Annotated in this window: 16 protein-coding genes; 5 read left to right on the forward strand and 11 right to left on the reverse strand. The window is 69.8% G+C overall.

Features of this window, described 5'->3' with window-relative positions; genetic code table 11:
* Positions 1–2 precede the first annotated feature (2 nt).
* Together ACO1BU_RS17710 and ACO1BU_RS17715 are read right to left on the reverse strand one after the other, a co-directional pair.
* Positions 3–830: an ABC transporter permease gene (locus ACO1BU_RS17710; RefSeq protein ID WP_424137294.1), complete on the reverse strand. Its 828-nt coding sequence runs from the start codon at positions 828–830 to the stop codon at positions 3–5.
* Positions 827–1,243, reverse strand: a complete 417-nt coding sequence (locus ACO1BU_RS17715; protein ID WP_424137295.1) for a DVU3141 family protein — start codon at positions 1,241–1,243, stop codon at positions 827–829. Before ACO1BU_RS17715 ends, ACO1BU_RS17710 begins: the two co-directional genes overlap by 4 nt.
* A gap of 121 nt (positions 1,244–1,364) precedes the next feature.
* Here ACO1BU_RS17715 and ACO1BU_RS17720 point away from each other — a divergent pair, with 121 nt between their 5' ends.
* Entirely contained in the window at positions 1,365–3,215 is a 1,851-nt protein-coding gene (locus ACO1BU_RS17720; RefSeq protein ID WP_424137296.1) for a capsular polysaccharide export protein, LipB/KpsS family, read from the forward strand.
* Positions 3,216–3,350: 135 nt separating this feature from the next.
* Here ACO1BU_RS17720 and ACO1BU_RS17725 read toward each other — a convergent pair whose 3' ends face one another.
* The 6 genes from ACO1BU_RS17725 to ACO1BU_RS17750 all read right to left on the reverse strand — a co-directional run bounded on the left by ACO1BU_RS17725 (position 3,351) and on the right by ACO1BU_RS17750 (position 17,316).
* Positions 3,351–4,679 (reverse strand): capsule biosynthesis protein, encoded by a 1,329-nt coding sequence (locus tag ACO1BU_RS17725; RefSeq protein ID WP_424137297.1) that lies wholly within the window; start codon positions 4,677–4,679, stop codon positions 3,351–3,353.
* 38 nt (positions 4,680–4,717) lie between these two features.
* Positions 4,718–5,878 carry a GNAT family N-acetyltransferase gene (locus tag ACO1BU_RS17730; RefSeq protein WP_424137298.1) on the reverse strand — a complete coding sequence of 387 codons (1,161 nt, stop codon included), beginning with the start codon at positions 5,876–5,878 and terminating at the stop codon, positions 4,718–4,720.
* A gap of 175 nt (positions 5,879–6,053) precedes the next feature.
* On the reverse strand, positions 6,054–7,373 hold the full coding sequence (locus ACO1BU_RS17735; RefSeq protein ID WP_424137299.1) for an aminotransferase class I/II-fold pyridoxal phosphate-dependent enzyme: 1,320 nt from the start codon (positions 7,371–7,373) through the stop codon (positions 6,054–6,056).
* Positions 7,370–14,788 carry a type I polyketide synthase gene (locus tag ACO1BU_RS17740; protein WP_424137300.1) on the reverse strand — a complete coding sequence of 2,473 codons (7,419 nt, stop codon included), beginning with the start codon at positions 14,786–14,788 and terminating at the stop codon, positions 7,370–7,372. Before ACO1BU_RS17740 ends, ACO1BU_RS17735 begins: the two co-directional genes overlap by 4 nt.
* A gap of 23 nt (positions 14,789–14,811) precedes the next feature.
* A complete protein-coding gene (locus ACO1BU_RS17745; protein WP_424137301.1) occupies positions 14,812–16,125 on the reverse strand; it encodes a glycosyltransferase family 4 protein in 1,314 nt (437 codons plus the stop codon).
* A gap of 183 nt (positions 16,126–16,308) precedes the next feature.
* Positions 16,309–17,316, reverse strand: coding sequence for a C-terminal binding protein (locus tag ACO1BU_RS17750; protein ID WP_424137302.1), 1,008 nt, complete (start codon positions 17,314–17,316; stop codon positions 16,309–16,311).
* 87 nt (positions 17,317–17,403) lie between these two features.
* Between ACO1BU_RS17750 and ACO1BU_RS17755 the strand changes: the two genes are divergently transcribed.
* On the forward strand, positions 17,404–18,165 hold the full coding sequence (locus ACO1BU_RS17755; protein WP_424137303.1) for an SDR family NAD(P)-dependent oxidoreductase: 762 nt from the start codon (positions 17,404–17,406) through the stop codon (positions 18,163–18,165).
* 41 nt (positions 18,166–18,206) lie between these two features.
* Here ACO1BU_RS17755 and ACO1BU_RS17760 read toward each other — a convergent pair whose 3' ends face one another.
* Together ACO1BU_RS17760 and ACO1BU_RS17765 are read right to left on the reverse strand one after the other, a co-directional pair.
* Positions 18,207–18,932 carry an NADPH-dependent F420 reductase gene (locus ACO1BU_RS17760; RefSeq protein WP_424137304.1) on the reverse strand — a complete coding sequence of 242 codons (726 nt, stop codon included), beginning with the start codon at positions 18,930–18,932 and terminating at the stop codon, positions 18,207–18,209.
* Positions 18,933–19,019: 87 nt separating this feature from the next.
* Positions 19,020–20,165, reverse strand: a complete 1,146-nt coding sequence (locus tag ACO1BU_RS17765; protein WP_424137305.1) for an aminotransferase class V-fold PLP-dependent enzyme — start codon at positions 20,163–20,165, stop codon at positions 19,020–19,022.
* A gap of 106 nt (positions 20,166–20,271) precedes the next feature.
* Between ACO1BU_RS17765 and ACO1BU_RS17770 the strand changes: the two genes are divergently transcribed.
* The 3 genes from ACO1BU_RS17770 (at position 20,272) to ACO1BU_RS17780 (ending at position 25,185) form a co-directional block, all read left to right on the forward strand.
* Complete coding sequence (locus ACO1BU_RS17770) at positions 20,272–21,288, forward strand: M14 family metallopeptidase (protein ID WP_424137306.1); 1,017 nt, start codon at positions 20,272–20,274, stop codon at positions 21,286–21,288.
* 318 nt (positions 21,289–21,606) lie between these two features.
* The gene (locus ACO1BU_RS17775) at positions 21,607–23,205 is read left to right on the forward strand and encodes a hypothetical protein (RefSeq protein ID WP_424137307.1); all 1,599 of its coding nucleotides are present in this window, start codon (positions 21,607–21,609) and stop codon (positions 23,203–23,205) included.
* A gap of 387 nt (positions 23,206–23,592) precedes the next feature.
* Positions 23,593–25,185 (forward strand): pectate lyase family protein, encoded by a 1,593-nt coding sequence (locus tag ACO1BU_RS17780; RefSeq protein WP_424137308.1) that lies wholly within the window; start codon positions 23,593–23,595, stop codon positions 25,183–25,185.
* Positions 25,186–25,222: 37 nt separating this feature from the next.
* On the opposite strand, the gene ACO1BU_RS17785 is transcribed toward ACO1BU_RS17780, so the two are convergent.
* Positions 25,223–25,990, reverse strand: a complete 768-nt coding sequence (locus tag ACO1BU_RS17785; RefSeq protein WP_424137309.1) for a competence/damage-inducible protein A — start codon at positions 25,988–25,990, stop codon at positions 25,223–25,225.
* Positions 25,991–26,093: the final 103 nt, after the last annotated feature.

Consider the following 26,093-nt stretch of genomic DNA (forward strand, 5'->3'; position numbering starts at 1 on the left):
GCTCAGAAGACGTTCAGCTTGCGGCGCGCCGTCCGCAGCGAAGCCAGGCCAAGCAGGTTGGTGCCCAGGATCCACAGGCCGACATAGGGCAGGTCGTAATAGGACGGGAGGCGGTGACCAAACATGCCTTCCCGGATCGCCTCATGAATGCTGACGAGCGGATTCCAGAGCAGCAACTCGCGGAGCGAGGGCGGGAACCAGTGCAGCGCATAGAAGGCACCGGACAGCGGCATCAGCAGATAGGTGATGGGATGGATCATGCGGTCGAATCCCTCCCAGTGGGACACGGCCGCAGCCAGCAGCATCGACAGCCCGTGGCAGAGCAGGAAACTCAACACCAGGGCGACGAAGATCAGTCCGGGACTTTCCGGCCAGATATCCCCGATCCAGGCCGCGACCGTCAGGATGATCGCAATCACCCCGAAAACGGCGGCGGCTTCCAGCAGGTTGCGGGCGATCATCACGTCCACCGGCGTGACCTGGCGGTGGAAGAGCAGGGTGAGATTGGAATGCAGCGCCGCCCCTGCTCGGTTCACGATGCTACGGAACATAAAGAAGGGCACATAGCCGACGATGCTGAAGACGAACGGGTCCACCCCGCCCGGCAGGCGCTGCCCATGGGCATAGTGGATCAGGCCGACCATGGTGCCCAGGAAAAGCGGTTCGAAGAACATCCAGAGGAAGCCGAGATTGTGCCTGCCGAAGCGCGTCTGCATCTCGCGCATGATCAAGGCGCCGACCACCCGCATCTGGGTGGCGATTCCTTCGACCAGCCAATGCCCCCGTTCCCGCCGCGCCGGCGGTTCCGGCAGGGTGCCGACGCCGCTCACGGCCGGTAGACCGCCCCGCCCCGCAGCAGCGCCCGCGCTGCAACCCAGCCCTGGGCCGGATCCTGGCAGTAGGTGGCGCCAGGCGCCCCACCCACAGTCGCCGCCGGACCGAACTGCACCTCCCGGCACTCACGGCCGGATGCGGCGTTATAGGCCCGCACGAGGCGCACCGGCGTCATCTGGCCACTCCCGGGCTGCGGGACCATCGCGGCCTGGCCGGGCTGGGCCTGGGCGACGAAGGCGGCCACGGGATCGGCCGGACGGACCGGCATCACGACGCCCGTAGCAGGCGGCGGCGTGTCGCGCCCGGCACCAAGGCCCGCCGACTTCCACCAGCTTGACCCATCCGTGCCGGTCGCGCAGGCGGAAAGCAGCAGAACAGCCAGAAGCGAGAAGCGATGAAACTGAGCCATGATTCCTATCGACGCCGATATGTGGAGACGGGGCAAAACCCCCGGTTGAGCCATCGGCCATGGCTCGCGTGTTGGTGATTGTTTATCACTACCGCGATGCAACAGGCAAAAACATAACGACATGATGGCCCGGGTCCTCCGTGCCGATTTGCCGGCCTTGGTCTTTCCACCTGCCCTCCTGGCCCGCTGGCCTCACCTGCCTGCCTTCTGGCCGGAGCGCACCGTGCTGCCCGGCGGTCCAGGCGGCGTGCTGGTGCTGGAGACGACAGCCTCGCCCCCGAAGGACTGGACCGGGCCGGTGATGCGCATCGCCCTGGCCCCCTTCGCCCCACCCCGCTTCGCCGGGCGGACGGCACCGCCCCTGATTCTCACAGAGGAGGCCGGGCCGCTGGCCCCCGATGAGGGTGCCGCCCTGACGCGCCTGATCGCGCGGGCCAGGCTGGGCGGACCACCCGGTCAGCCGGATCCGGGCATGGCCGCGCTGGGCCTGGCGGCGCGAACCATGGCGCTGGTGCTGGATCCCTGCAACTCCGCCCGGCTCGGCGAGGCCGAGGCAGCGCTGGCCGCTGCCGCCGCATCCGGCCGCCCCGTGCTCCTGGCGCGCGACCCCTTCGCACATGACAGGGCCGCACCCGTGCTGCGCGCCCCGCCCGGTGCCCGGCACCTTCCCCAGCCGCTCTCCCCCTGGACGCTGCTGGACGCCGCCGCCGCACTGCATGGGGCCACCCCTGCCATGGCCGCGCTGGCCGAGGCCGCGGGGGTGCCGCATGATCTAGGGGGGAAGCACCTGCCTGGCCTCCTCGCCCGTACTCGCGCGGCCGATCCCTTCCGCCGCCGTCCCTGGACGCGGGCTGAGGGCTTCGCGCTGCTGGCGGATTGGATAGCCGCGGAACGGTCCAACAGGCGCGTCTCCGTCGCGATCGGCATTGCCCGCTGGAAGCGCCGGCAGGTCGGCGCGCTGCTGGCGCATGAGGGCGGCACCCCCGCCTTCACCCATGACATCTCCCACGCCATCAAGCGGGCACGGGCCGAGGGTGGGGCCATCATTGCCTGGGCCGCCAGCTGCCCGGACACCGTGGCAGCGGCGATCCGCCGCCAGGGCGTGGAGTTGCGGCTGGTCGAGGACGGCTTCATCCGCTCCCGCGGGCTGGGCGCGCGCTTCCTGCCGGGTGCCTCCTACTGCCTCGACCCGCTCGGTGCGCATTACGACCCGCGCCAGCCTTCCACCCTGGAGAGGCTGCTGACTGAGGGCGGCTTCGCGCCGGACCTCCTCGCCCGGGCGGCGGCGCTGCGCTCGGCGATCGTTCGGCGCGGCGTTTCCAAGTACAACCTGCGGGCCGAGGACGCGCTGCCCCCCATCCCGCCGGGCCGCCGCGTCGTGCTGGTTCCCGGCCAGGTGGAGGACGACGCCTCCGTCCGGCTCGGCGGTGGGGCGATCGGCTCCAACCTGGCCCTGCTGAAGGCCGTGCGGGCTGCGGAGCCGGACGCCTTTATCCTCTACAAGCCGCATCCCGACCTGCAGGCGGGCTTCCGGCGAGGGCGGCTGCGCGCCGCCGAGCTGACGGGGCTGGCGGATGCCGTGGTGGGGCGGGTTCCCGTGCCGGCGCTCCTGCCACATGTGTACGCGCTGCACACCCTCACCTCCCTCTCGGGTTTCGAAGCGCTGCTGCGCGGCGTGTCCGTCACCTGCTGGGGCCAGCCCTTCTATGCGGGCTGGGGCCTGACCGAGGATCGCGCCCCCTTCCCGCCTGGCCGGCGCGGCCTCTCCCGCAGCCTCGATGAGCTGGTGGCTGCTGCCCTGATCCTCTACCCCCGCTACATCGACCCCGTGACCCTCCTCCCGTGCCCAGTCGAGGTGATGCTGGACCGGCTGGAAGACCCCTCGGCTTGGCGGCTCTCGCCCCTGACCCTGCATCGCGGGCTGGAAGGACTGGTGCGCGGCACGCTGGCGCGGATCGTGAGACGACGGTGAACGGCCTCGCAAGCGGTGCGCTTTCTTTGGGCACCTTGTTTCTCTGGGCACCTTGCCGCGCGGCGTGTTCCCTCGGCCTGGTCGCACACGGCGAAGCCCGGCTGAAGCTTGCTGGAGGGTCCTTGCAGCGCCCGCTCAGAAAATGGCCGGCGGCTCCACGACCGGAGCGTTGACGAGACCATGATGCAGGCGGTGCACCGCCGCATCCACCGCCGCGTCCAGGCCGGGCCGGGCGTAGTAGACCCCGCGGACATGCAGGCAGTAGGCGATGCCACGCAGGAAGGCTTCCCGTAACACGGGATCGGGTGGCCGCCCTTCGGTCCAGAAGCGGTCCAGCGGCCCATCATGGGTAAGGCCGGTAATCTTGTAGAGCGCATCCCCCAGGGCGTGCGTGGGCAGATGGTCCACAATCGCCCGCAGCCCGACCGTGCTGTTGATCGTGACGACGCCCTGCACGCTTTCCGTGATGGAGCCTAGATTGCCGCCGCCCAGATAGTGCACGCGATCGGAGACGCCCGCCCGCACCGCGATCCGCCTCACCCGGCGGCGCCAGTTTTTCATCGCAGGGTCCAGCGGATGCACCTTGAAGAGAAGCTGTGCATCTGCCGGCGCATGGGCTGCGAAGGATTGCGTCACCTCCTCGATCGCCGCGTCCAGGTTGGGATAGGCAGAGTAGGCGCGGACGGAGAAGTCCGTTTCCATCTGCATCGCCATAAGAAAGAGAGGACCGCGCCCTTTAACCTCTGCCAGGACCTGGTCGGCCCGCCGGTTGACCCGGCGTCTCGTCAGGATCCGCAGCAGCGTGCCGAGATAGACCTGGATGGGATGGTAGAGTTGGTGGCTGTCATAGTGCCGGAAGAAGCCTGGGATGAGGGAGACAAGATTGTAGCCGACATCCCAGGCCGCCTGGTTGCGGAAGCTGTCGCGGTGGTGGACCGCGAAATCCGGCGGCGGCAGGGCTTCGGCCAGCTTCAGAATAGCGGCGGGATCGCGCGGGAAGCGGCTGTCGCGGTTCATCCCGTCAGCCTCCAGCACGATCCAGTCGGGCCGCAGATAGCCGAAGTCGGTGACTGTCACGGCGGCGCCCCGCGCCTTCGCCGCCTCAATCGCCACCCGGTGATAGAAGCGCTGCTCCCCGAGCAGGACGACGTGGGTGATCCCGTGCAGGTCCAGAAAGCGTGCAATGAAGTCCGGCCATTCCGCCGGCCGGCCCGTGAAGTCCACCGCCCCCGGTCCGCGCCAGATCAACTTGTCGCCAAGGCAAAGATTGATCCGGTGCACGGCATGGCCGAGCGCACGCAGCCCTGCGCCGACCTCTGAGAAGAAGGGGCTGACCGGACCTTGCAAGAACAGAAATACTCTCGGCGCGGGATCCACGGTGCCCTTCTTGCTGCGGCCACGCGCCGATCGGATCGGAAGCGGAAGCTCCGGCCCCGCCATGCCTTCCCACTTGGTAGGGGTCAACCGGGACGGTGGTCCAACCCAGCTTACTCTCTTTTGTGTTATCCCTGATTCGTCCCGGTTTTCTGGCACACCTGCTTCAATGGCATGCCCCAGAGCCGCCAGCGGCCGGTTACTGGCGCGGGCAGCCGCGTCATCAGCTTCCGCATCGCAACATTGTTCTCGAGAATCCAAGAGATCTGAATTGCCTCCCAGCCGCGCCGCTCGGCCAGGGTAATCGCTGCATCGAGCAACGCTCCCGTTGCCATGGCGGATACCGGGGTGCCCCGCCAGGCCCGCCTTATGCCCAGCATCGGTACGCGGGCGCTGCTGGTCCGCCCCATCAAAGCTCCCGCCAGCGCCGCCCAGCCGAAGGGCAGAAGCCGCCCTCCCAGCCCGGCCACTGCCTCCTCGATATTCGGCACGATGGAGAGCACCCCGATCGCCTCCCCCTGCCACTCCGCGAAGAAAACCCGGCCGGAGAGCAGCAGCGGCGAGAGCAGGCGCTGCATCATCGCTGCCTCCGCCGCTGAAACCGGCCGGGCGCCCCAGTTCTCCGCCCAGGCGTCGTTGTACAGATCGACCACCAGAGCGACCTCCTCCGTCAACCGGGAGAGACGCAGAGCACGAACGGACAGGCTCTTCGCGCCTTCCCAGCGGGCCAGCAGGGGCCGGAAGCGAGCGCGGTGCCGCTCTTCCGCCAAGGTCAGGGTGCAGGCCAGTACGTCCTTCTCCCGCGCCAGCCCCTCCGCCTCCACCATGGCGGGAAGCCAGGGCGGGTTGCGCGGCATCCGCAGCATCGGCGCCTCACCACCCTCCACCCGTAGGCCGATGTCGTGATTGATGCTGAAATTCATGGGCCCGCGCAGCCACCGCGCGCCCAGTCTCCCCAGCCAGTCCTGGGCCTGATCCAGCAGCGCGCGCAGCACCCCCGCATCCCGCTCCAGCGCCAGGAGGCCGAAGGTGCCGATTCCCTCGGCACCCTCCCGGGGCATGGCGGCCAGAATGCGGCCGATTGGCCTCTTCCCGCGCCAGGCCACGAAGCGTGCCAAGTGCCATTCGGCCAGGGCCGGATTCCGGGCGGGGTCGAAGACCATCCGGTTTTCCAGGGCCAGCGGCACAGGCCAGCCGGCCCCCTCCCCGCCGAGCATGGCGGGCAGGCCCTCGAAGGCGGCGATTTCGGCCGATGTGGAAGCGGCGCGGATGGCCAGTGCGTCGCTCATACCCGGGAAAAAGCCGGGGACCGGCAGCGGTGCCCTATTAGAATTCCCTCAGACCCCATTCCTTTATCTGAGGCGCTGGCAGGTCAGTGACACTGATGCACCCCGGGATCGAAGAAGAGAGTGATAGGGATCCCGGGCGAAAATTCTCTCTTTCACCGGCTTTCCCTGATCTTGCTCAGCCTGCCACTTCCACCGGGCCAATCTCGGCCACCGTCCGCGCGACGATGTCCAGCGCCCGGTCGATCTGCTCCTCGCTGTGCTCCGTGGAAAGAAAGAAGCGCAGCCGCGCCGCGCGCTCCGGTACAGCGGGGAAGGTAATGGGCTGCACGTTGACGCCGCGCTGGAACAACTCGGCCGAGAGGCGCCCGGCGCGCACGGAGGAACCGGTCATCAGCGGCACAATGGCATGCGCGCCCGAGGCGCCGGCGTCCAACCCCCTTGCGCGCAGCCCGTCCCGGAAGCGGGCAGCGTTGGCGTTCAGCCGCACGACGCGCCAGGGCTCCTCCCCCAGGATGCGCAGGGATTCGAGGGCAGAGGCCGCCAGAACCGGCGGCAGGCCGACGGAGTAGACGAAGCCCGGCGCGGTGTGACGCAGCCAGTCGATCAGCTGGCGCTTCGCTGCGATGTAGCCGCCGCAAGCCGAAAGGGTCTTGGAAAGGGTGCCCATCCAGATGTCCACCCCGGACGGGTCCACCCCCTGGGCCTCGAAGATGCCGCCGCCAGTCGGCCCGAGCACGCCCATGGAGTGCGCCTCGTCCACCATCAGCCAGGCATCGTGGCGGCGGGCGATCTCAATGAAGCGGGCGAGGTCCGGCACGTCCCCTTCCATCGAGTAATGCCCCTCGATGAGGATGAGCGCACGCTCGGCCCCTCGCCGGGCAGCGGCCAGTTCCCGCTCGGCAGCCTGGGGGTCGTTATGGGCAAACGGGATGCGGCGGGCGCCGGAGAGGCGGGCTCCCTCCACGCAGGAGTTGTGGATCATCGCGTCGTGGATGATCACATCACGCGGCCCCATCAGGTGGCCGATCACCGTCACATTGGTCGCGTGGCCGGAGACGAGGGTGATGGCCGCCTCCGTCCCGTAATGCCGGGCCAGCGCCCCTTCGAGTTCCGCATGCAGCGGCCGCTCCCCGGAGACGATGCGGGAGGCGGAGGCAGAGACGCCGTACCGGTCGATCGCCGCATGGGCGGCGGCACGCACGCGCGGGTCGGCATTCAGCCCGAGGTAATTATAGGAGGAGAAGTTCAGATACTCCGCCCCACCAATCACCGTGGTGGCCGAGGCGGCGCCCTCATGCTGCCGGAAGAAGGGATTGGGAAGGTTGAGCGCCTCCATCGCCGTCTTCATCAGTTCGAAGTCGCGCAGCGACGGCAGGTCCGCGAAGGAACGCGCGCCCTCGCCTGTGCCGCTCTCCTCCTGCCACGCACGGCGCTTCGAGAGACGCTGAAGCAAGGCGAGGCGGGCGGTGGCTGACAAACCATTGCCCAGGGTCACGCTTCGGTCTCCTGGCTCTCCACCTGGCCGGCAGCCGGATCCGTTCCGGCGGGCACGGCCACATCGGCCGGGGTCGGTTCCGGCGTGGGAGGAGGTAGCGCACCGGGCTCGAAGCGGTCCAGCAGCGTGTCGATCCCGGCCTCCCGCGCGGCGCCTCCGGTGAGCCCTTCCACCATGCGGGCGACCAGGCCCGCGATGGTCAGCTCCTCCGTCACGGCTGAGAGCGGCACGGGCAGGCCGAGCCGTGCTTCCAGCGCCCCGCGCAGCTCAAGCCCGCCCAGGCTGTCGAGGCCGAGCCGGGCCACGGGAGTATCGGCGGCGATACCTTCGGGCGACAGGCGCAGAATGCGGCCCAGCTCCTCCACCGCGATCCGGACCAGCAGCGCGCGCGCCTCCTCCACTGGCAAGGCGAGGAGATGGGCGCGCATATCGGCGATTCCGGCATCCGCCTCCTCGGCCCGCCCATGCAGGGCGGCAAAGGCAGGCTCGCGCAGTACCGGCAGGGCGGCGCCCGCGCGCTTCCAGGCGATGCGGGCCAGGGCGACAACGGGGGCGCCGCCGGCAATCAGTCCGGGCAGGGCATCCAGCGCCTCCTGCGCCGCCATCGGCTCGACCCCCAGGCGGCGACCGAGGGTGCGGGCCGTTCCAGTCTCCCGTGCCAGGATGCCGGCATCGGCAATAGGACCCCAGCCCACGGCCAGCGCCGGAAGACCCCGGGCGCAGCGCCGCCTCGCCAGGGCTTCCAGCGCCGCATTCGCCGCGACGTAGTTCGCCTGGCCAGGATTGCCGAGGCCAGTGGTGGCCGAGGAGAAGAGCAGGAACAGATTCAGCGGGTCCCCGGCCGTGAGACGGTCCAGGTTCTCAGCCGCCGCGAGCTTCGGGCCGAGGACGCGGGCGAAGCGGGCCGCGTTCATGGCCGTGGCGGCGCCATCGTCGAAGATCGCTGCGGCATGGACGATCCCGGTGATCGGCCCTTCCGCCCGCAATGCGGCCAGCAGCGCGTCCAGCGCGACTGGATCGGCCGCGTCCACGGCATGGGCGCTGGCCCGTGCCCCGAGCGCGGCAAGTGCCGTGATCGCCTCCCCCACGCCCGGCGTGGCCGGGCCGCGGCGGGAAAGCAGGGCGAGCCGCGCGGCGCCGCGCGCCGCCACCCCTTTTGCACATTCCAGCCCGCCGGCGGCGGGTCCGCCGGGGGTGAGGCTAGTGCCCGGGCCTGGAGCCCAGGCTGCCGCACGGGTCGCCCCCGGCCGGGGCGGCGTGATGACGATCTTGCCGATATGCGCGCTGGCCTGAAGCAGCCGGAAGGCATCCTCCACCTCCTCCGCCGCGCGGAGGGTATAGGGGATGGGACGGAGATCGCCGCTGGCGAGCCGCCCCCGGATGGCCTCCAGCAATCGTGCCGCCTCGGCCGGGCGCGCGCGCGGAAGCTGGTCCACGTCCACGCCGAAATAGGTCACGTTGCGGCGGAACGGACGGACCGCGATGCGCCGGTCCTCGGCATAGTCGCGCTTGCCGAGTTCCACGAAGCGGCCAAACGGCTTCACCAGGGCCAGCGACCGCTCCATCGCCTCTCCGGCCAGGGAATTCAGCACCACGTCCACCCCATCCGGCCAATGGCGGCGCAGCGCGTCGTCAAAGCCGGGGTCGCGGCTATCCAGCACCAGCGACGCACCGCCCGCGCGCAGGAAGGCGCGCTTGGCCGGGCTGCCCGCGGTCATCGCCACCTCCGCCCCAGCCGCGCGGGCCACCTGCAGGGCGGCGAGGCCGACGGCGCCGGCGCCGCCATGGATGAGCACGCGCTCCCCGGGGCCCAGCCGTGCGCAGGTCTCCAGCGCATAGACGGCGGTGAGGAAGGCGACGGGGATGGTGGCGGCGGCAGCGAAGGTCAGCCCTTCCGGAACCGGCGCCAGGGCCTCGGCCCGGGTGGTCACGATGCTCGCCAGAGCCTGCGGCGCGAAGCCAAAGACCCGCGTGCCGGGATGGAGAGGCACGCCGGGGCCGGCGGCCACCACCACTCCCGCGCATTCCATGCCGAGGCCCGCACCGGCGAAGCCGTCCTTCAGCGTTTCCTCGGGCAGCAGGCCCTGGGCCCACATCAGGTCACGGAAATTGAGGCCCGCCGCTTCGACCCGAAGCTGTACCTCGCCGGGTCCTGGCGGCGCCGCTTCCATCCCCTCCCAGCCCAGAGAGGCGAGGGCACCGACATGGCGCACGGACAGGCGCATGGCCGTCCCAGGGCGCGAGGGTGCGACGCCCGTCGTGACCCGTGGCGCATGGCGGGTGGAGAGGCCGAGTGCCAGGTCCGGCTCCGGCCCTGGGGAAAGCAGTTCCGGCATCAGGCGGCGTGCCGCGGCGGCGGGCGCCAGGGCGGCGTCCAGCAGGATCCGGCGCGGGGCGAGATCCGGCATCTCATTGGCGAGCACCCGGCCAAGCCCCCGCACGGCCGCCGCCGCCGGGGTGGCGGCATCGCCCTGGGCCACCAGCATGAAGGCGGCGGCGCTGCCCGAGGCGGCATCGGCCAGGCGCGCAAGGTTGGCCAGTGTGCTGGACAGGGAAGGCGCCGCCGGATTGGCGAGGGCAATAACGGCCGTCGCGCGCAAGGCCCGGGGCAGCAGGGCGACAGCCTCCTCCAGGCCCTGCAGCTCAGCCTTTGCGCCCGCGCGGTTCAGGGCGTCGCGGATAGCCTCGCCCAAGCCGGCGGCACCGGCATCGGCGAAGATCCGGAAGGGGTGCGACGGGTCAGGAAGGGGTACTGGCGCCGGGGGGGGACGGCAGGCCGAGACGATCAGGGACGGAATGGGGGAGGCCCGCAGCGGTTCGGCCCGGGCAGCGAGCCAGCCCTCAGCCTCCAGGGCGCCGCGCCAGGCTCCGGGGCCAGGGAATGGCGGGCGCGACCAGCCCGCCGGCGTCCGCCGGAAGAGGAAATCAGTGACCCGGCCCGGCAGGGGTTCGGCCAGGAGAAGCGTGCCGCCCTCCGCCAGCGTGCCGGCGAGCATGGCTGCCAGGGAGATTCCCAGCGCCGCATGCGAAGCCTGGTGCAGCCCGACGACGAGATCGACCACCACTGGCGGCGTGCCGCCACCGGCTGGATTCCAGTCCAGCGCGACCACCTCCATCGTCTCATGCGCAGGTGGAGCCACGCGGGCCTCGCCCGCCATTATATAATGGATGTGGCGCCCGGACCGGCGCAGGGCGGCGGCCAGACTCCGGGTGAGGGACGGAGGACCGAGATCGAGCACGCGCAGCGGCCGGTCGGCTGGCCAGGCGGTCGCGATAGCGCCAGCCGCATCCGCCAGGACCTGCGCCAGCCGGACACGCGTCGCAGCCTCGTCGGATAGAAGAAGCGGGGCTTCGTCGGGCGGAAGATGGCCTGCCAGGGCCTCCGGCAATTGCTCCGTCGCCAGGGCGAGGGCCGCGAGATCCTGCGCGAGGACAGGGCACTCCATCAGGACGGAAAGCCAGATATCCTCCGGCTCCGGCAGGTCGTCGGCGGGAAGAAGCCGCCAGACGCTACCTTCCCGGACGGCCAGCCCGTCCTCCTCCATCCCTTCCAGCATGGCGGCGGCGAAGGGGGTGGCCGGAGCCACCACGCCGTCCCGCGCCACAGCTGCGAAAGCCCGCGCTGCAGCGGCGACGATATAGCCTTCCAGCAACAGGGTGGGTTCCGAAAGGTCCAGCGCGGCGTCGCGCGCCTCGGCGGCGGCCAGGGCCGGTGCCAGGACGGGGCCGGGTGCGGGCAAGGTCGGGTCAGGAGTGGGCCGGTCCTCCAGGCGAAAGGCCACCGCCTCGGCGGCCTCTGCCCGGCCAAGCCGGGCCCGCTGGAACCAGACTCCCTCGGCCACCGCGATTGAGTGTCCCCCGGCATCCCGCAGGACCAGGCGCGCCTCGGCGGCCCGTGTCCCGGCATGGGTCAGGGCGAGGGAGGCAGTAGCCGCCGGGGCGGGGGTGCGATGCACCACCAGGCGTTCGAAGCGCACGGGTACGAAGGCCTCTCGCGAGGCTTCAGCCGGCAGGTCCCCGGCGCCGGCACGGCGATGGGTGAAAAGCGCGATCAGGCCCTGCAACGCGCCGTCCAGCCGCACGGGATGCAGCAGGAAACCCTCATCCGGAGGGGCCTCCGCCGGGCGATCCAGCGTCACTTCGGCCGTGAGGCCTGCGGGATCCAGGGCGACCTGCCGCACCGGACGGAAGGCCGGACCATAATCCAGCCCGTGGCGGGCCGCGGCAGCCTGCAGGGCCGCTCCTCCCACCACGAATCCCGGCGCGGGCTGGGCAGGCGGCAGGAAATCGGGAAACACCTTGGTGGTGGTGGGGCGCAACAGGCCCCGCGCATGCAGCGACCAGGCGTCTCCACTCATCCGCCGGCGCGATTCGAGGCGGAAGCTGCCGTCATCGGCCAGGCGGAACCGGATCTGCTGGCTGCCGCCCTCCCGGTTCCCCGGGGGAACCGGCAGGGGACGCAGGATCTGGAAGGCGGAAAGCTCCAATGCCGCCGCCTCCGGGAAGCGGCGGGCCGCGGCGGCGAGCGCCATCTCCACCATGGCGGCGGCGGGCAGCACGGGTTCGTCGCCCAGCCGGTGATCGGCCAGCCAGGGAAACAGGGCGGCATCAATGTTCCGCGTCCATTGCGCGAAGCCCTGTCCGGCCGGGTCCGCCTCGTGCCGGAAACCCAGCAGCGGATGGTCCAGCACCGGGTCGTGCAGCCGCGTCGCCTCGGGAGTGGGCGAGAGCCAATACCGCGTGCGGACATAGGGCGTGGGCGGCAGGCCGCGGCGCAGGGCCGGGCCGGCAAAGGCGGGGGCGCCGCGCGGGTCGGCCCCCAGCGCCGTGGCCCGGTCGGCGATCCGCGGAATGGGGTCGCCCGACATGTCGCGACGGGACAGGCTGGCGAGGATCGGCGCATCCGACTTCGCCGCCCGCAGCGCCTCCCGCAGATAGGATTGCAGGATCGGGTTGGGGCCGATCTCGATCACCAGCCGGGCGCCATGGGCGGCGGCCGCCGTCGCAGCCTCGGCGAAGCGCACCGGGGCGCGCAGGTTGCGCCACCAATAGGTGGTATCCGCAGGCCCCGCCAAGGCGCTGCCGGTCACGCTGGAGAGGAAAGTCAGGCGCGGCGTGGCGGGCTGCAGCCCTTCCAGCGAAGCGGTGAGCGCCGTCTCCACCTCGTCCATCGCCGCAGAATGGAAGGCGTAGTCGAGATCCAGCTCCTTCATCGTCAACCGGTCACGCCGTGCGGCGGCGGCCAGGCGCGCGATGGCGGCTGCCGGGCCCGCGACGGTCAGGGCGCGCGGCCCGTTATGGGCGGCGATCTCCAGCCCTGGCCCGCATTCGGCCAGCAGCGGCGCCACCTCCGCCTCGGTCGCGTTGAGGGCGGCCATGCGGCCCTTGCCGCGCGTGCGCGCCTGCGCGGCCGAGCGGGCGACGATCAGCTGGGCCGCGCCGGTCAGGTCAAGCACGCCTGCCGCCAGCGCCGCCGCCACCTCGCCCACGGAGTGGCCGAGGACGAGGCCGGGCGTGATCCCCTCCCCCGCCAGGGCCGCGACCAGCCCGTGCTGGACGGCGAAGAGGGCGGGCTGGGCGATCTCGGTCGCGGCCAGGGCCTCTGAGGTGATCCCATCGGCCAGCGCTGCGGCAACGGACCAGCCGAGGCGAGGCATCAGTTCGGCATCGAGCTCCTCCACCGCCTCGCGGAAGGCACGGGATTGCAGCATCGCCTCGCGCGCCATGCCCGGGAACTGGGACCCGTTGCCGGAGAAGGCAAAGGCGATACCGCCCATGCCCTGGCCCGAGGCGTGCCGGGGAACAGTGCCCTCGACATCGACGGGCTGGCCCGCAGCGAACGCATCCAGCTTCTCCGCCAGCGCCTCAGCGTCAGCACTGCGGAGGATCAGCCGGTGGTGCGCCAGGTCCCGGTGGCGAGCCAGGCCCCTTAGCAGGGCAGGAGCCTCGGCCGGCCGGGTGCGCAGGGTTGCAGACCAGGCAGTGGCGGCACGGCGAAGCGCCTCGGCGGACCGGGCGGAGAGAAGGAGGGGCGGCAGGAGCTTCCCCGCCTCTTCCCGGGCAACTCGCCGCGACGTGGGCGGCGGCGCGAGCAGGACGGAAGCGTTGGTTCCGCCAAAGCCGAAGGAGTTCACGCCGATGATGGGCTGCTGTCCCGGCAGCGGCTCCGGCGTGGTGGGCACGCGGATGTTCAGCCCGGCGAAATCGATTCGCGGATTTGGCGCGGTGAAATGCAGGTTAGGCGGGATCACCCGCTGCTCCAGCATCATCATGGCCTTGAGCAGCCCCGCCATGCCCGAGGCAGTCTCGAGATGGCCGATATTGGACTTGACCGAGCCGACCGGCAGCGTGGTGTGGCGCCCCGCGCCTGCCAGCACCTCGCCGATGGCGGCGGCCTCCACCGGGTCGCCGGCCTGGGTGCCGGTGCCATGGGCCTCGAAATAGGCGATGTGCTCGGCTTGCAGGCCGGACTCGACCAGCACCTGCCGCAGCAGCGCCGCCTGCGCCTGCGGGTCTGGTAGGGAAAGGCCGATGGAGCGGCCGACCGTGTTCACTCCTACGGAGAGGATCACCCCGCGGACCGCATCCCCATCCGCGAGCGCGGCCGAGAGGGGCTTGAGGATGACCGCCCCCGCCCCTTCCCCTCGGACATAGCCGTCCGCCGCCTCTGCAAAAACATGGCAGCGCCCCGTGGGGGAAAGCATGGCCGCCCGGGAGAAGCCGGTGAACGAGTAGGGCGAGAGAAGAAGCTGCACGCCGCCCACCAGTGCCGCCTCGATCCGGCCAGCCCGGATCGCGTCTACCGCATGGGACAGGGCGACAAGGGAGGAGGAGCAGGCGGTGTCGATCGTCTGCGCCCCGCCACGCAGGTCGAAGACATTGGTGATCCGGTTCCCCAGGATGGAAAGGGTGTTGCCGGTCATGAAATACCGGTCGGCGCCCGAGGCGTCCGACAGGCGCAGTTCCGCGTAATCGGTGGAGGAGCCGCCAACGAAGACGCCAATCGCCCGCCCGGCGACGGAAGACGCGGGCCAGCCGGCATCCTCCAGCGCCTCAGCCGCGACTTCGAGCAGGAGGCGCTGTTGTGGGTCTGCCTCGGCCGCCTCTCGCGGGGAGAGGCCGAAATGGCCGGCATCGAAGCCCGTCACATCACCGATATGGCCGGCGGCGAAGCTGTAGGACCGGCCCGGCTCCGACCGGTTCGGATGGAAGAACCACTCCTGGTTGAAGCGGTCGGCCGGAAGGGTGGTGACCGCGTCCCGTCCTTCCGCCAGCAGAGACCAGAAGCTGGCGAGGTCCGGCGCGCCCGGAAAACGGCAAGCAGCACCGACGATGGCGACCGGCTCCGCCGGTCCCACCCTCTCTCCACGGGTTAGCGCCCCGGCCCGCCGGGACCGCTCTCCGGATCGGGTCATCCGGGGCGTTGCAGTCTGATGGCTCAGCCGACGGCCCCCGAACGAACAGACCGGCGGCCGATTCCGCCAGAGGCAATCGTCCTGACCGGAAGCCGGACCGGCCGGTGCGCCAGCTCGGCCAGCAAATGGTCAACCTGCGCGAAATGGTCCTCCCAGCGCGGGGCACGCCAGCCGACCAGCCGTTCCAGCTGCGCCGCGCGCGCCGCGCTGTCCGGGGCCGCGTAATCCAGGATCGCCGCGCGCCAGCCTGCGCCGTCCAGCGGGTCCAGATAGTCCGGCACGGCGCCACCGACCTCGCGCAGGGCGGGCAGGTCCGAGCAGATGGCGGGCACGCCCAACGCCAGGGCCTCGGCCAGTGGTAGGCCGTAACCCTCGGCGAAGGAGGGGAAGAGCAGGGCGCGGGCGCCGCGCAGGATCTCCCACACTTCCCGGTCCGGCACCTGGCCGACCTCCCGCACCGTGCCGCGCAAGGCGTCGCAGCGTTCAAGGATGTCCACGACGTTCTCGTTCTCCCAGCCGCGACGCCCGATGACGAGCAGGTGCGGGGTCCGGCCGCCCAGCCGAGCGGCCATGTCGCGCCAGAGATGCAGCAGAAGAAGGTGGTTCTTCCGTGGCTCGATGGTGCCGAGCACGACGAAATAGGGCTCCGTCGGCAGGGCCTGGACGGGGGCAGGCTGAGGATCGATGCCGAGGGGGGCGACGATCACCTTGGGCGGGGTGCTGCGTCCCCGGAGATGGGGACGGAACGCCGCCTCGGTATGGGCCGAGTTGACGATGACCGCATCGGCCAGCGCGGCAGCCGTGCTGATGCGCAGCATGTGGCGCTCGGCCTGGCCGGGCCGCGCGTATTCCGGATGGGTGGCCGGGATCAGGTCATGGATCAGGGGGACGAAGGCGCAGCCTGCGTTCCGCAGGACCTGGATCGGCCGCTGGCGCTCGAGTGCCTGGTGGGAGACGAGGAGGAAGACCTTCTGCCCGGCTTCCCGCAACCGAAGGCTGAGCTGGCGTTGCCCCAGCCGGGCCATGACCCGCCAGCGCAACCCGACCGACAGGCGCCGGGCGTGCCGGGCGGCCCGCCCCTCGGGATCCCGATGGTTCCAGGCCTGAGTCAGGGAGGCGATGAGGCCGACCACCGCCCGCCAGGGCAGGGCGACATAATCACCGGCCGGGGGCTTGGCAACGAATGTGCAACATCCTTCGGGCATGCTGGCCCACCGCCTGGCATAGGCCATCTCCACCCGGTCGATGCCGGACGGCGCAGCCTTGGCACCGCAGGCCAGGAGGCGCGAAACGTCCAGAACGACATGCGGCTGAACAGCCAGCTGACGCTCATGCATCGGGAGTTCGTCGCCGCGCGGCACCCGTCTCTCCTTCGGATTGGAGACTTGGTCTACCGCAACTGCGAAGGCGATTGCCACCGTGAGTTGCACTAGACCACCAGAATAATCGTCAGGATGACAGGAAGTCAGTTCGCGGCTTCACCAACTAACGCCCACGCAGTCGGCAGGCCCCGCCATCAACTAGTCGTGATCAGGCGATATAACATTCGAGGCTCCTCCTTCAAGCAGAACATCCCGCATCGTTTCCGCGCTCTTGCGTCGAATGTCGGCCAAGGCCTCGGGCGAGTGAAAGGCGCTGTGCGGCGTGACGATCAGCCGCCCGGCCAGCCAGGGCGCGCGGTTCCGATAGGCGGCCAGCAGAGGAGGAATGGGGGAGCGTGGCGGCTCCTCCGGCAGAACGTCCAGCCCGGCGCCCGCGATGGTGTCGTCGCGCAGGCAGCGTTCCAGGGCATCGAGGTCCAGCACCGGACCACGCGCCGTGTTCACCACCACGGCGCCCGGCGGCATCAGGCGTAGCAGGCGTTCATTCACCAGGCCGCGGGTAGCGCGGGTCAGAGGCGTGTGGATGGAGAGCGTGTCCGTCTGCTCGAACAGCTCCTCGATTCGGCGGGCGCGCTGGACGCCCAGGGCCAGATCGACGCCATTGGGCAAATGCGGGTCATAGAAGATCACCCGCCAGCCGAAGGCTTTCGCGCGCAGCGCCGCCGCCGTGCCGATACGGCCGAGTCCAAGCACGCCAAAGGTCCGGGTGGAGGGACGCTGGATCAGGGGCGAATCGATCGGCTCCCACAGGGCGGGCGGATCGGTGCGCTGCGCCTCATGATGCAGCAGCAGCCCCCTCCGAAGGGCCAGAGCCAGGGCGATCGCGTGGTCCGCCACCTCGGTGGTGCCGTAATCCGGCAGGTTGCAAACGGTGATGCCACGCCCGGCCAAGGTCACGCGGTCCAGCCGGTCATAGCCCACGCCCATCCGCACGACGCAGCGCAGCTTCGGAAAGCGGGCTATGTCCGCCGCCGTGAGCCAATGGCGGAAGATGAACAGTCCCTCCACCTCGGCGAGAAGCGAGTCGGGCAGGTCGGCCAGGCGCTCCGCCCGGGGCTGCAGGATGCGGATATCGGGGCCCAGAACCTCCCGCTCTACGGAGTCGTCGGGATAGAGCCCCTCCGCCTGCATCACCGTAATCGTCATGCGCCTCTCCCTCCCTGGCCTTAGGCGCGGCAATCTGCCGCTAGGGCACGCGGCCGTCCAATCAGGCGGCGCAGGAGAGGAATGTAGATGGCCGAGCGTCGAATCCTGATCACCGGGGCGTCGAGCGGAATCGGCGCGGCCACGGCGCGGGCCATGGCGGTGCCGGGTGCAGCCATCGCCGTCCATTGCCGCGCCAATCGTGCCGGGGCGGATTTGGTCGCCGCCGAGTTGCGGGCCGCGGGGGCGGAAGCGGTGGTGCTGATGGGCGACCTGACCGAGCCCGCCACCGCCGCAAGGCTGGTCGAGCAGGCCGTCGCGGCACTGGGCGGGCTGGAGGTGGTGGTGGCCAATGCCGGCTTCGCGGACCGGACGCCGGTTTCCGCCCTGACCGATGAAGGCTTTGCCCGCAGCGCCGATACGGTGCTCTGGGGCTTCCTGCGCCTGGCCCGGGCGGCAGGGCCGCACCTGGTGAAGGCCGGAAAGGCTGGCGGGCTGGCACGGATGGTCGCCATCTCCTCCTTCGTCGCGCATTCTTTCCGGACGGACACGACAGTCTTCCCGGCCAGCGCGGCGGCCAAGGCGGGGGTGGAAGCGCTGGTCCGGTCGCTTGCCATTGAATGGGCGCCGGATGTGACGGTGAATGCCGTGGTGCCGGGCTATACCCGCAAGGATGCCGGCGCCCATGCCGCCCTGGACCCGGCGGCCTGGGACGCGATCCTGCCGCGCATCCCGCTGCGGCGCCTGGGAACGCCGGCGGATGTGGCGGCGGCGGTGGCGTTTCTTGCCTCGCCGGGGGCCGCGTACATCACCGGTCAGGCGCTGCATGTGAGCGGCGGCGTGGTGATGTGAGCCTCAGTTCTCCCCGGACGGGGATGGCGCTGGACCAGCGGCTATGATGGCAGGCCGAGGATGCGGCGCAGTTCCGGCGCCGTGACGACCTGGCCATAGCCCCGCGCGCCCATCGCGAACTCCGTGGCCCGCGCCAGCGGGCCAACGACGACAGGCTCGAAGCCCGCGTCCCGCACCAATCCCGACGCCACTTCCAGTGCCCCGGGGTCGTCACCCGCGATCGGGATAGCCACCGGCGCGCTTGCCCGATGGGCCTGCTCCGCCAGCACGCGCGAGCCCAGCGTGTTGAAAGCCCGCACCAGACGGGCGCCTGGCAGATGTCCAGCCGAGGCGAGGCCGATGCCGCGCTCGATCGCGGCCTGCCCTACCGCGCCGTCGCGAGACACGACCGCGTTGCAGGCATCCAGCACGACCTTACCCCGCAGTGCCTCCCCCAACTCGCGCCCGACCTCCGGCAGCGCGCCATAGGGAACGGCTACCAACACGACCTCCCCGAAGGCCGCTGCCTCGGCGGGGGTGCCGGCCCGCGCCATCGGCCCTGCCGCCTCGACGAGTTCTTTCAGCCGCTCCGGGTGGCGTGAGGAGAAAAAGACCGGGTGCCCCGCCTTGGCCCAGAGCGTGCCCACCGTGCCGCCGAGCCGGCCGGAGCCGATGACGCCAATGCGCGATTTCGGCGCGGGCTGGGCCGCCGAGCGCTGGCTCGGCGCCAGCAGGGCGGCTCCGCCGGCCAGCAGGAGACGACGCGTACTCTTGGCCTGGAGAATCATGGAGGACCTCCCGGAGGGCTGATTCGGGGAGGTTAGTCCTTCTCGCTCAACCGGATCAGACACGTCTCGCGGCGCGGCGAAGACGGGTCATGCGATCCGGCGCATCCGTGCCAACGCCTCATCCACTTCCTCGCCAGTCTGGTAGGGCCCGAATCCGAAGCGCAGCCGGCGGCCACGGCGATCGGTGATGATCCGCAGCTCCGCCAGCCGGGCCTGCCATGCCTCGGCGTCGTCCAGGTCGAAGGCCAGGAAGTTGCCACGGCGCGGCTCTGACAGCGGCACGGCCAGGCGGGCGGGATCCAGGCCCGTGCCTTGCAGGCCCGCGCAGAAGCGCTCCTGCAGGGCAAGGGCATGCGCATGGACCGTTTCCACCGTCACCCCGGCCGCCTCGAGCCAGCCCAGCGCCGCATCCAGCCGGTACAGGCCTGAGGGATCGAAGGTGGCGCCGAGAAAGCGGCCACCATCCGGCGCATAGCCAAGCTTGCCGTCACTGGCGGCCAGCGCCCCGAAGGCAGCGAACCAGCCCGTGTCGCGCGGACGGGGCAGCCAGCCGGGCGGGCAGTGCAGGAAGCAGCAGCCCTCCCCAGCCATGGCATATTTATAGCCGCCCGCCGTGTAGAAGGCCCGGTGCGCGAGGCGCGACAGGTCCACCGGGCGCGCCATAAAGGCGTGGTAGCCGTCGATCACCAGCACTGCCTCTCTGGCGGCCTCGGCCAGGGCCTCGAGCCCCAGTTGAGCGAAGCCGGAATGGAAGAAGACCTCGCTGACCCAGATCAGGTCGAATCCGCCGCGCGCCGCCTCGGCCAGGCGGGCCAGGCATTCGGCGCCGGGCTCGGAGGGGATGCGCGTCACGGTGATGAGCCCTTCCTCCTCCAGCCGCGCGGCCTGGCGGGCAAAGGAATGGAATTCCCCATCCGTGGTCAGCACCCGGGGCGGGCGCCCCAGGGGCATGCCGCTTAGAATGCGCCGCACGAACTCATGGGTGTTTGGCGCGAAGGCCAGGGTCGCCGGATCGGGCAGCCCCAGATGCCCGGCCACCCGCGCGCGGCAGGACTCCAGCACCGGGCCAAGCACCGCCTCCCATTTATCATCCTGCAGCTGTGCCGCTTGGTCCCAGGCGCGGAGCTGCGCCTCGCGCGTCACGTCGGGCCAGGGGTGGTGGCTGTGCGCCGCGAAGTGCAGACGCCCCGGCTCTGCCGCGAGGAAGCGGGAGAAATGCGCGCGCAGGTCCAATACCGGGTCTCCTCGGGGCTCCCACGCCGCCCCTGAGAAGCTTTGCCCGGGGGCCGCGGATTGTCGCCGTGACGCCAGTGTATAGAGTGACCGCTGGAGGCCGGGAATGGCGAGAGGCTGGCAGCCCATGGGCGCGATGCCCCGCCCCGGCACAGGCCGGATCGGCGGCGAGGTATCCTACGCCTTGGTCCTGAACGCGCCGCTTGCTGTTCGTCTGCCTGTGCCCGACCTGCGCGACGCCGCGCGGGGCAATACCGGCATCCCCGGTGTCTGGCGTTTCGCTTCTGGCGCGCCGGGGCCGCATGCCGTTCTCGTTTCCCTCATCCATGGCAACGAATTCGCAGGCGCAGCGGTGCTGGCGCGTTGGCTGCGCGCGGACATGCGGCCGCTGCGCGGCACGTTGACTCTGGTTTTCGCCAATCTCGATGCCTTCGCGCGCTTCGACCCGGCTGACCCTGCCCTTTCCCGCTATGTGGAGGAGGACCTGAACCGGATCTGGAGCCCCGCGATCCTGGACGGGGGGCGGGACAGTCGGGAGTTGCGGCGTGCCCGTGCCCTGCGGCCCGTGGTGGAGGCGGCGGATGTGCTTCTGGATCTGCACTCCATGCCCTGGCCCTCTGATCCACTGATCCTGACGGGCCGTTCAAGCCTGGCGCTGGAGCTGGCCCGCGCGACTGGCGCGCCGCCGACCATCGTGTCTGATGACCCCCGCCCGGAAGGACCACGCCTGATCGACCACGCCCCTTTCGCGACCCCTGACGGGCCGCGCGCGGCCTTGCTGGCCGAGGCGGGGCAGCATTGGGAGCCGGAGACGGAGATGATGGCGGAAGCCTGTGCCACCGGCCTGCTGCGCGCCCTCGGAATGCTTCCGCCCGTGCCGCAGTCGCCCTGCCCGCCGCCCGCATGCTGGACCGTGACGGAGAACATCCGTGCCACGTCCCGGCACTTCGCCTTCACCGAGGCCTTCCGCGGCGGCACGGTCATTCCCCTCGCCGGTACATTGATCGCGTGCGACGGGGAGGCCGAGATTCGCACCCCCTATGATGACTGTATGCTGGTCATGCCGAGCCCGCGCGCGATGTGCGGCTGGGTGGCGGTGCGCCTGGCGCGACGGACCGGCTGAGGCGCGACCACTTCGGGTGTTTTCATGAGGACGCGCCCTGTGGCCCTGGCCCATTCGCCCCGGCCATGATGGGCCGGAGCATTCGCTTCCACGTCGGTTCAGGTCAGCCAGCCCAACTCTCAGTTTGTTGTTCGCAGAGCGGATTCGCGCAGACGTGCGGTTCCTCCTGGCAGCGATCCGCTCTAGACCGACTCGAACGGTTCCTCGCGACCCCGTCCGCTCCGCCATTCCGTGCGTGCCGACGCCGGGTGGCCGGGAACCCCAATTGCGAAGTCAGCGGGGCGATCCCGATGCGAAACCAGGAAGCCCGCCTGTCCCATGGCCCCGGCTGACGCGCTGCCCCCGCCGGAGCAGGCCGCCAGCCTGCGCCGCGCGCCACTCCTCGACCTCGACCGCGTGCTCGGCGATGTGGCGCCGGATCGCCTGGCGATCTCGATCCTCCTCTATCTGACGCTGCCCGACCTGCTGTTCCTGGGCGGCTGGGCGGCCCCCTGGGCCGCGCTGCTGACGGGGCTGGCCGGTGCCGCGGCGCTCGTCCTCGCACCGGGATGGAGCCGGCCCTGGCCGCTTTCAGGGGGAATGACGGCGCTCTGCCTTGCCCTCGGGCTGCTCTGGGCGGGGGCGACCGGGGCGCACCACCTCGTCTACAGCTCGGCCGACTGGGAAATCCGGGACGCCGTTCTGCGGGACCTCATGGCGGAGCCCTGGCCGGTTTCCTACCCGGATATGGACCGGGGCGTCCTGTGGCTCCTTCGCGCGCCGCTCGGCTTCTACATACCGGCCGGGCTGATCGGCCGTTTGGCGGGTTTTCCGGCGGCGCAGGCATCGCTCTGGGCTTGGACCGGGCTTGGATTCGCGCTGGTTCTCATGCTGCTCGCCCTGGTGGCGCGCGCGGTGTCGCCGGGGCAGCCTGGCCGCGGTTTTGCCGTGATGACGGGCATTTTCGTGCTGTTCCACGGCCTGGACATCCTGCCAAATATCTGGCTGGACTGGAATTTCGGCACTGGCCCGCTGGCAAGCTGGGGGCGCGGCGGCGAATGGTGGGCACGGCTGTTCCAGTATACCGGGCACGTCACCGCTATCCTCTGGGCGCCGAACCACGCCATGCCGGCCTGGCTGCTGGCGTTGATGGTACTGCGATACGGGCGGCATCCGGATTTTGCACGTGGCCTCGCCCTGCCCTTCGCCGCGGGCGCCTTCTGGAGCCCTCTGGGAAGCGCCGGGGCCGCCATCCTGGCCGCGGCCGTACTGCTCCGGCAGGGCATGCGCGCCGTATGGCGGGCCGTCACGCCCGCAAACTTCCTTGCCGTCGTCTTCGCCCTGCCGCTCTGCGTCTATCTTGTTGCCGGGTCCTCGGAAGTCCCACACGGCCTCGTTTTCGTGGTCCATCCGGCCTTGAAGGTCCTGTGGGTCTGGCCGCTCTTCCTGGTGCTGGAGGTGTTGTGCTGGGCGGTGCCCGCGGCCGTCCTGGTCCGCAGTTGGACCTTTAAGGTCGCTGTTGTCCTTCTCTGCCTGCTGCCCGGTTATGTCTTCGGCCCGGGCAATGAGATGACCGCGCGCGGCGGCATGGCCCCTCTGGCCGTGCTGGCCGTGGTAGCCGCCGCGGCGCTGCTGGCGCCTGTCGCAGGACGTGCCCAGCGCCTGGCGCGCGCGGGGCTACTGGCCTGCAGCATCCTGGCCCTGCCCGGCGCGGCGATGGAGGCCAGCCTGCTCGCCAAGCGGCCCTGGCAGGCGAGCGCCGAGTGCGACCTTCTGGAGGCCGCGCGGCAATCGGTCTTCGCGAGTTCCACCGAATGGGCCCATTACCTCGCGCCATGGCCTGACGCGATGCTGTCGGGCTGGATGCGGGAGCCACCGCCACGGCCGATGGACCGGACTAGCACGGCGGCCCCCTGCTGGCCGCATGGAGGCCCCTGAGAGCGGAAGCGGCTCGCCGCCCGCTTGGGAGCCGGCTCACTGCTCCTTGCTTCCGCCTAGCCAATCAGCGCCGCGTCCGCCTCGCACGGGTTCGTGCCGGCGGTAGGCAGCACGCATTCACCTATGCTTTCGGATTCATCACGCCGCCGTGTAAGCAAACCAGAGCTTTGTTGCTCAAATACCGCCACACCGTCTCTCATTTCGACATAAAGACTAATGATGAGTAAAAATTCCTTCTTCTGAAAGGTTCGTTCCTACCGCATCCGCGAAGTGCGTCTAAAAAAGGACGTTATCAACGGATGAGACTTGTCCCGGTTTCCCAGCCGCCGGTAACACCTCCGCGACCAGTACGTGTTCGGTTGGCGTAATTTTTGGGGGACCTAGTTGATGACCGTAAACGCAGCCCACGGCTTCGCTTCGCTGAATGGCGGCACCACCGGGGGAGCCGGCGGCGCGACTGTTACGGTGTCAACGGGGAAGGAACTGATCGAGGCGATCGAGAGTGCGGGCTCCAAGCCGCTGACGATCTATGTGAAGGGGGAGATCACGACGTCCAACTCCGGCGCCAATGAGATCACTCTCGATGGCGTCCACAACCTCTCGATCATCGGCACAGGTGAAGGCGCGGAGTTCGATGGCATCGGCATCCACGTGAAGGGTGACTCGTCGAACCTGATCATCCAGAATCTGTCGATCCACGACGTGAAAAGCGGGCCCAAGGATGCAATCGGCATCGAGGGCGAATCCCATAACATCTGGATCGACCACAACGAGTTCTACAGCTCCATGTCCGTCGGCAAGGACTATTACGACGGCCTGCTCGATATGAAGCGCGGCGTGGAGTACGTCACCGTTTCCAACAACTACTTCCACGACCACCACAAGGTCTCGCTGAACGGCTACAGCGACAGCGACGAGGGTGCGCGTTACGTCACCTACGACCACAACATGTTCGAGGACATCGGCTCACGCGCGCCGAGCGTCCGCGACGGCTATGTCCATGTCTACGAGAACTACTACAAGGACGTGGAAACCTCCGCGATCAACCTGCGCATGGGCGCGGAAGGCCAGATTCAGAACAACGTCTTCGAGAACGTGCGGGATCCGATCGTCAGCGTCGACAGCAACAAGATCGGCTACTGGAATCTCAGCGGAAACGAGTTCGACAACATCACCTGGGGCAAGATCGGCAAGGGCGAGGCCTCCGCGCAGAGCGGCAAGTCCACCTCCGACTATACCGCGCCCTACAAGTACACGCTCGATGACACCTCCTCAGTGAAGGCCTATGTCACGGCCCATGCGGGTGTGGGCAAGCTCGATGTATCCGATGACGGCACCGGCACCGTCATCAGCAAGCCGACCCCGGAGGACAGCTCATCGGGGGACAAGCCCTCCGCCGGCGGCGATACCTCGTCGGGTGACCATGACTCCTCGGATTCTGTGGCGACTTCGCGCGCGGATGATCTGGTCGGCACCTCCGGCGCGGACACCATCAAGGGCCTTGGCGGCAAGGACACGATCTCCGGCGAAGCCGGCAATGACAGGCTGTCCGGCGGCACGAATGCCGATGCCCTGTCCGGCGGGAACGGCAACGACACCTTGTCCGGGGATACGGGCAACGACCAGCTGACGGGCGGGGCGGGAACGGACACCCTCACCGGCGGAGATGGACGCGACCAGTTCGTCTTTACCAGCATCAAGGATGGCGCGGTCGGCTCCCACCGGGACGTGATCACTGACTTCGGCGCGGGCGACGTGATCGACCTGAGCGGGATCGACGCCCAGACCGGCAAGGGCGGCGACCAGGACTTCACCTTCATCGGCACGAAGGACTTCACGGAGCGCGCGGGCGAACTGCATGTCGTCCAGGACGGGAACTACTCCGTAGTGGAGGGCGATGTGAACGGGGATGGCCAGGCGGACTTCCAGATCGCGCTGGCCGGCCATCCGAACCTCTCGGCCAGCGACTTCATTTTCTGAAAAGGCCGGGGGAAGAAGCCCTTCCCCCGATCTCTTCTCAGGTGGCGGGTTCTCCTTCCATCGGCTCTTTTCCATCCGCACGGATCAGCGCCGCGATTTCCTGTGCCGCCGCCTCCAGCGCCGCCTCGTCAGTGCCCTTGGCCACCAGTGCCACGCCGTTCCCGCTCTCCCGATAATAGGGGTAGGAACCGATATCGAGCGTGGGGTACCGGTCCTGGATCGCCGACAACCCCGCCGCGATCTGCCCCTCCAGCAGGCCATGCGCATGTAGTGCGCGCGACTTCACGGGGGTTCCACCCTGCAGTGTTGGCGCCACCACCTCGAACATGCTGCGCATGATCCGCGGTACGCCGGCCATGACGTAGACATTTTCCATGCGGAAGCCGGGCGCCGAGGTCTCGGAGCACAGAATGGGCTCTGCGCCGCGCGGCAGCGTGGCCATGCGCAGCCGCGCCGCATTCATCTCCACCGGCGGCGTGCGGCGCGCATAGTCGGCCTCCATGATGGCGCGGGAAGGCTCGTGCACCTCCCAGGGCACACCGAAGGCGCGGGCGACGCATTCACTGGTGATGTCGTCATGGGTCGGCCCGATGCCGCCCGTGGTGAACACATAGGTGAAACGCGCGCGAAGTTCGTTCACCGTGTTGATGATTGTCTCCGGCACATCCGGGATTACCCGCGCCTCCCGCAGCGGGATACCCACTTCGCCCAGACGGGTCGCAATGAACTTCAAATTTGCATCTTGGGTGCGGCCTGAGAGCACCTCGTTGCCGATAATGATCAGGGCGGCGGTCGGCTGGGTCATGGGCGTCTTCCCCTCTGGTCCACCGAGGGTCGCTTCTTGGGGCGCTGCGTCAAGACAGGGCGGGAAAGAAAAAGGGCCGGGCGAGCGAACTTCCCCGGCCCCT

Source organism: Roseomonas chloroacetimidivorans (assembly GCF_049629625.1).
GTDB lineage: Bacteria > Pseudomonadota > Alphaproteobacteria > Acetobacterales > Acetobacteraceae > Roseomonas > Roseomonas chloroacetimidivorans.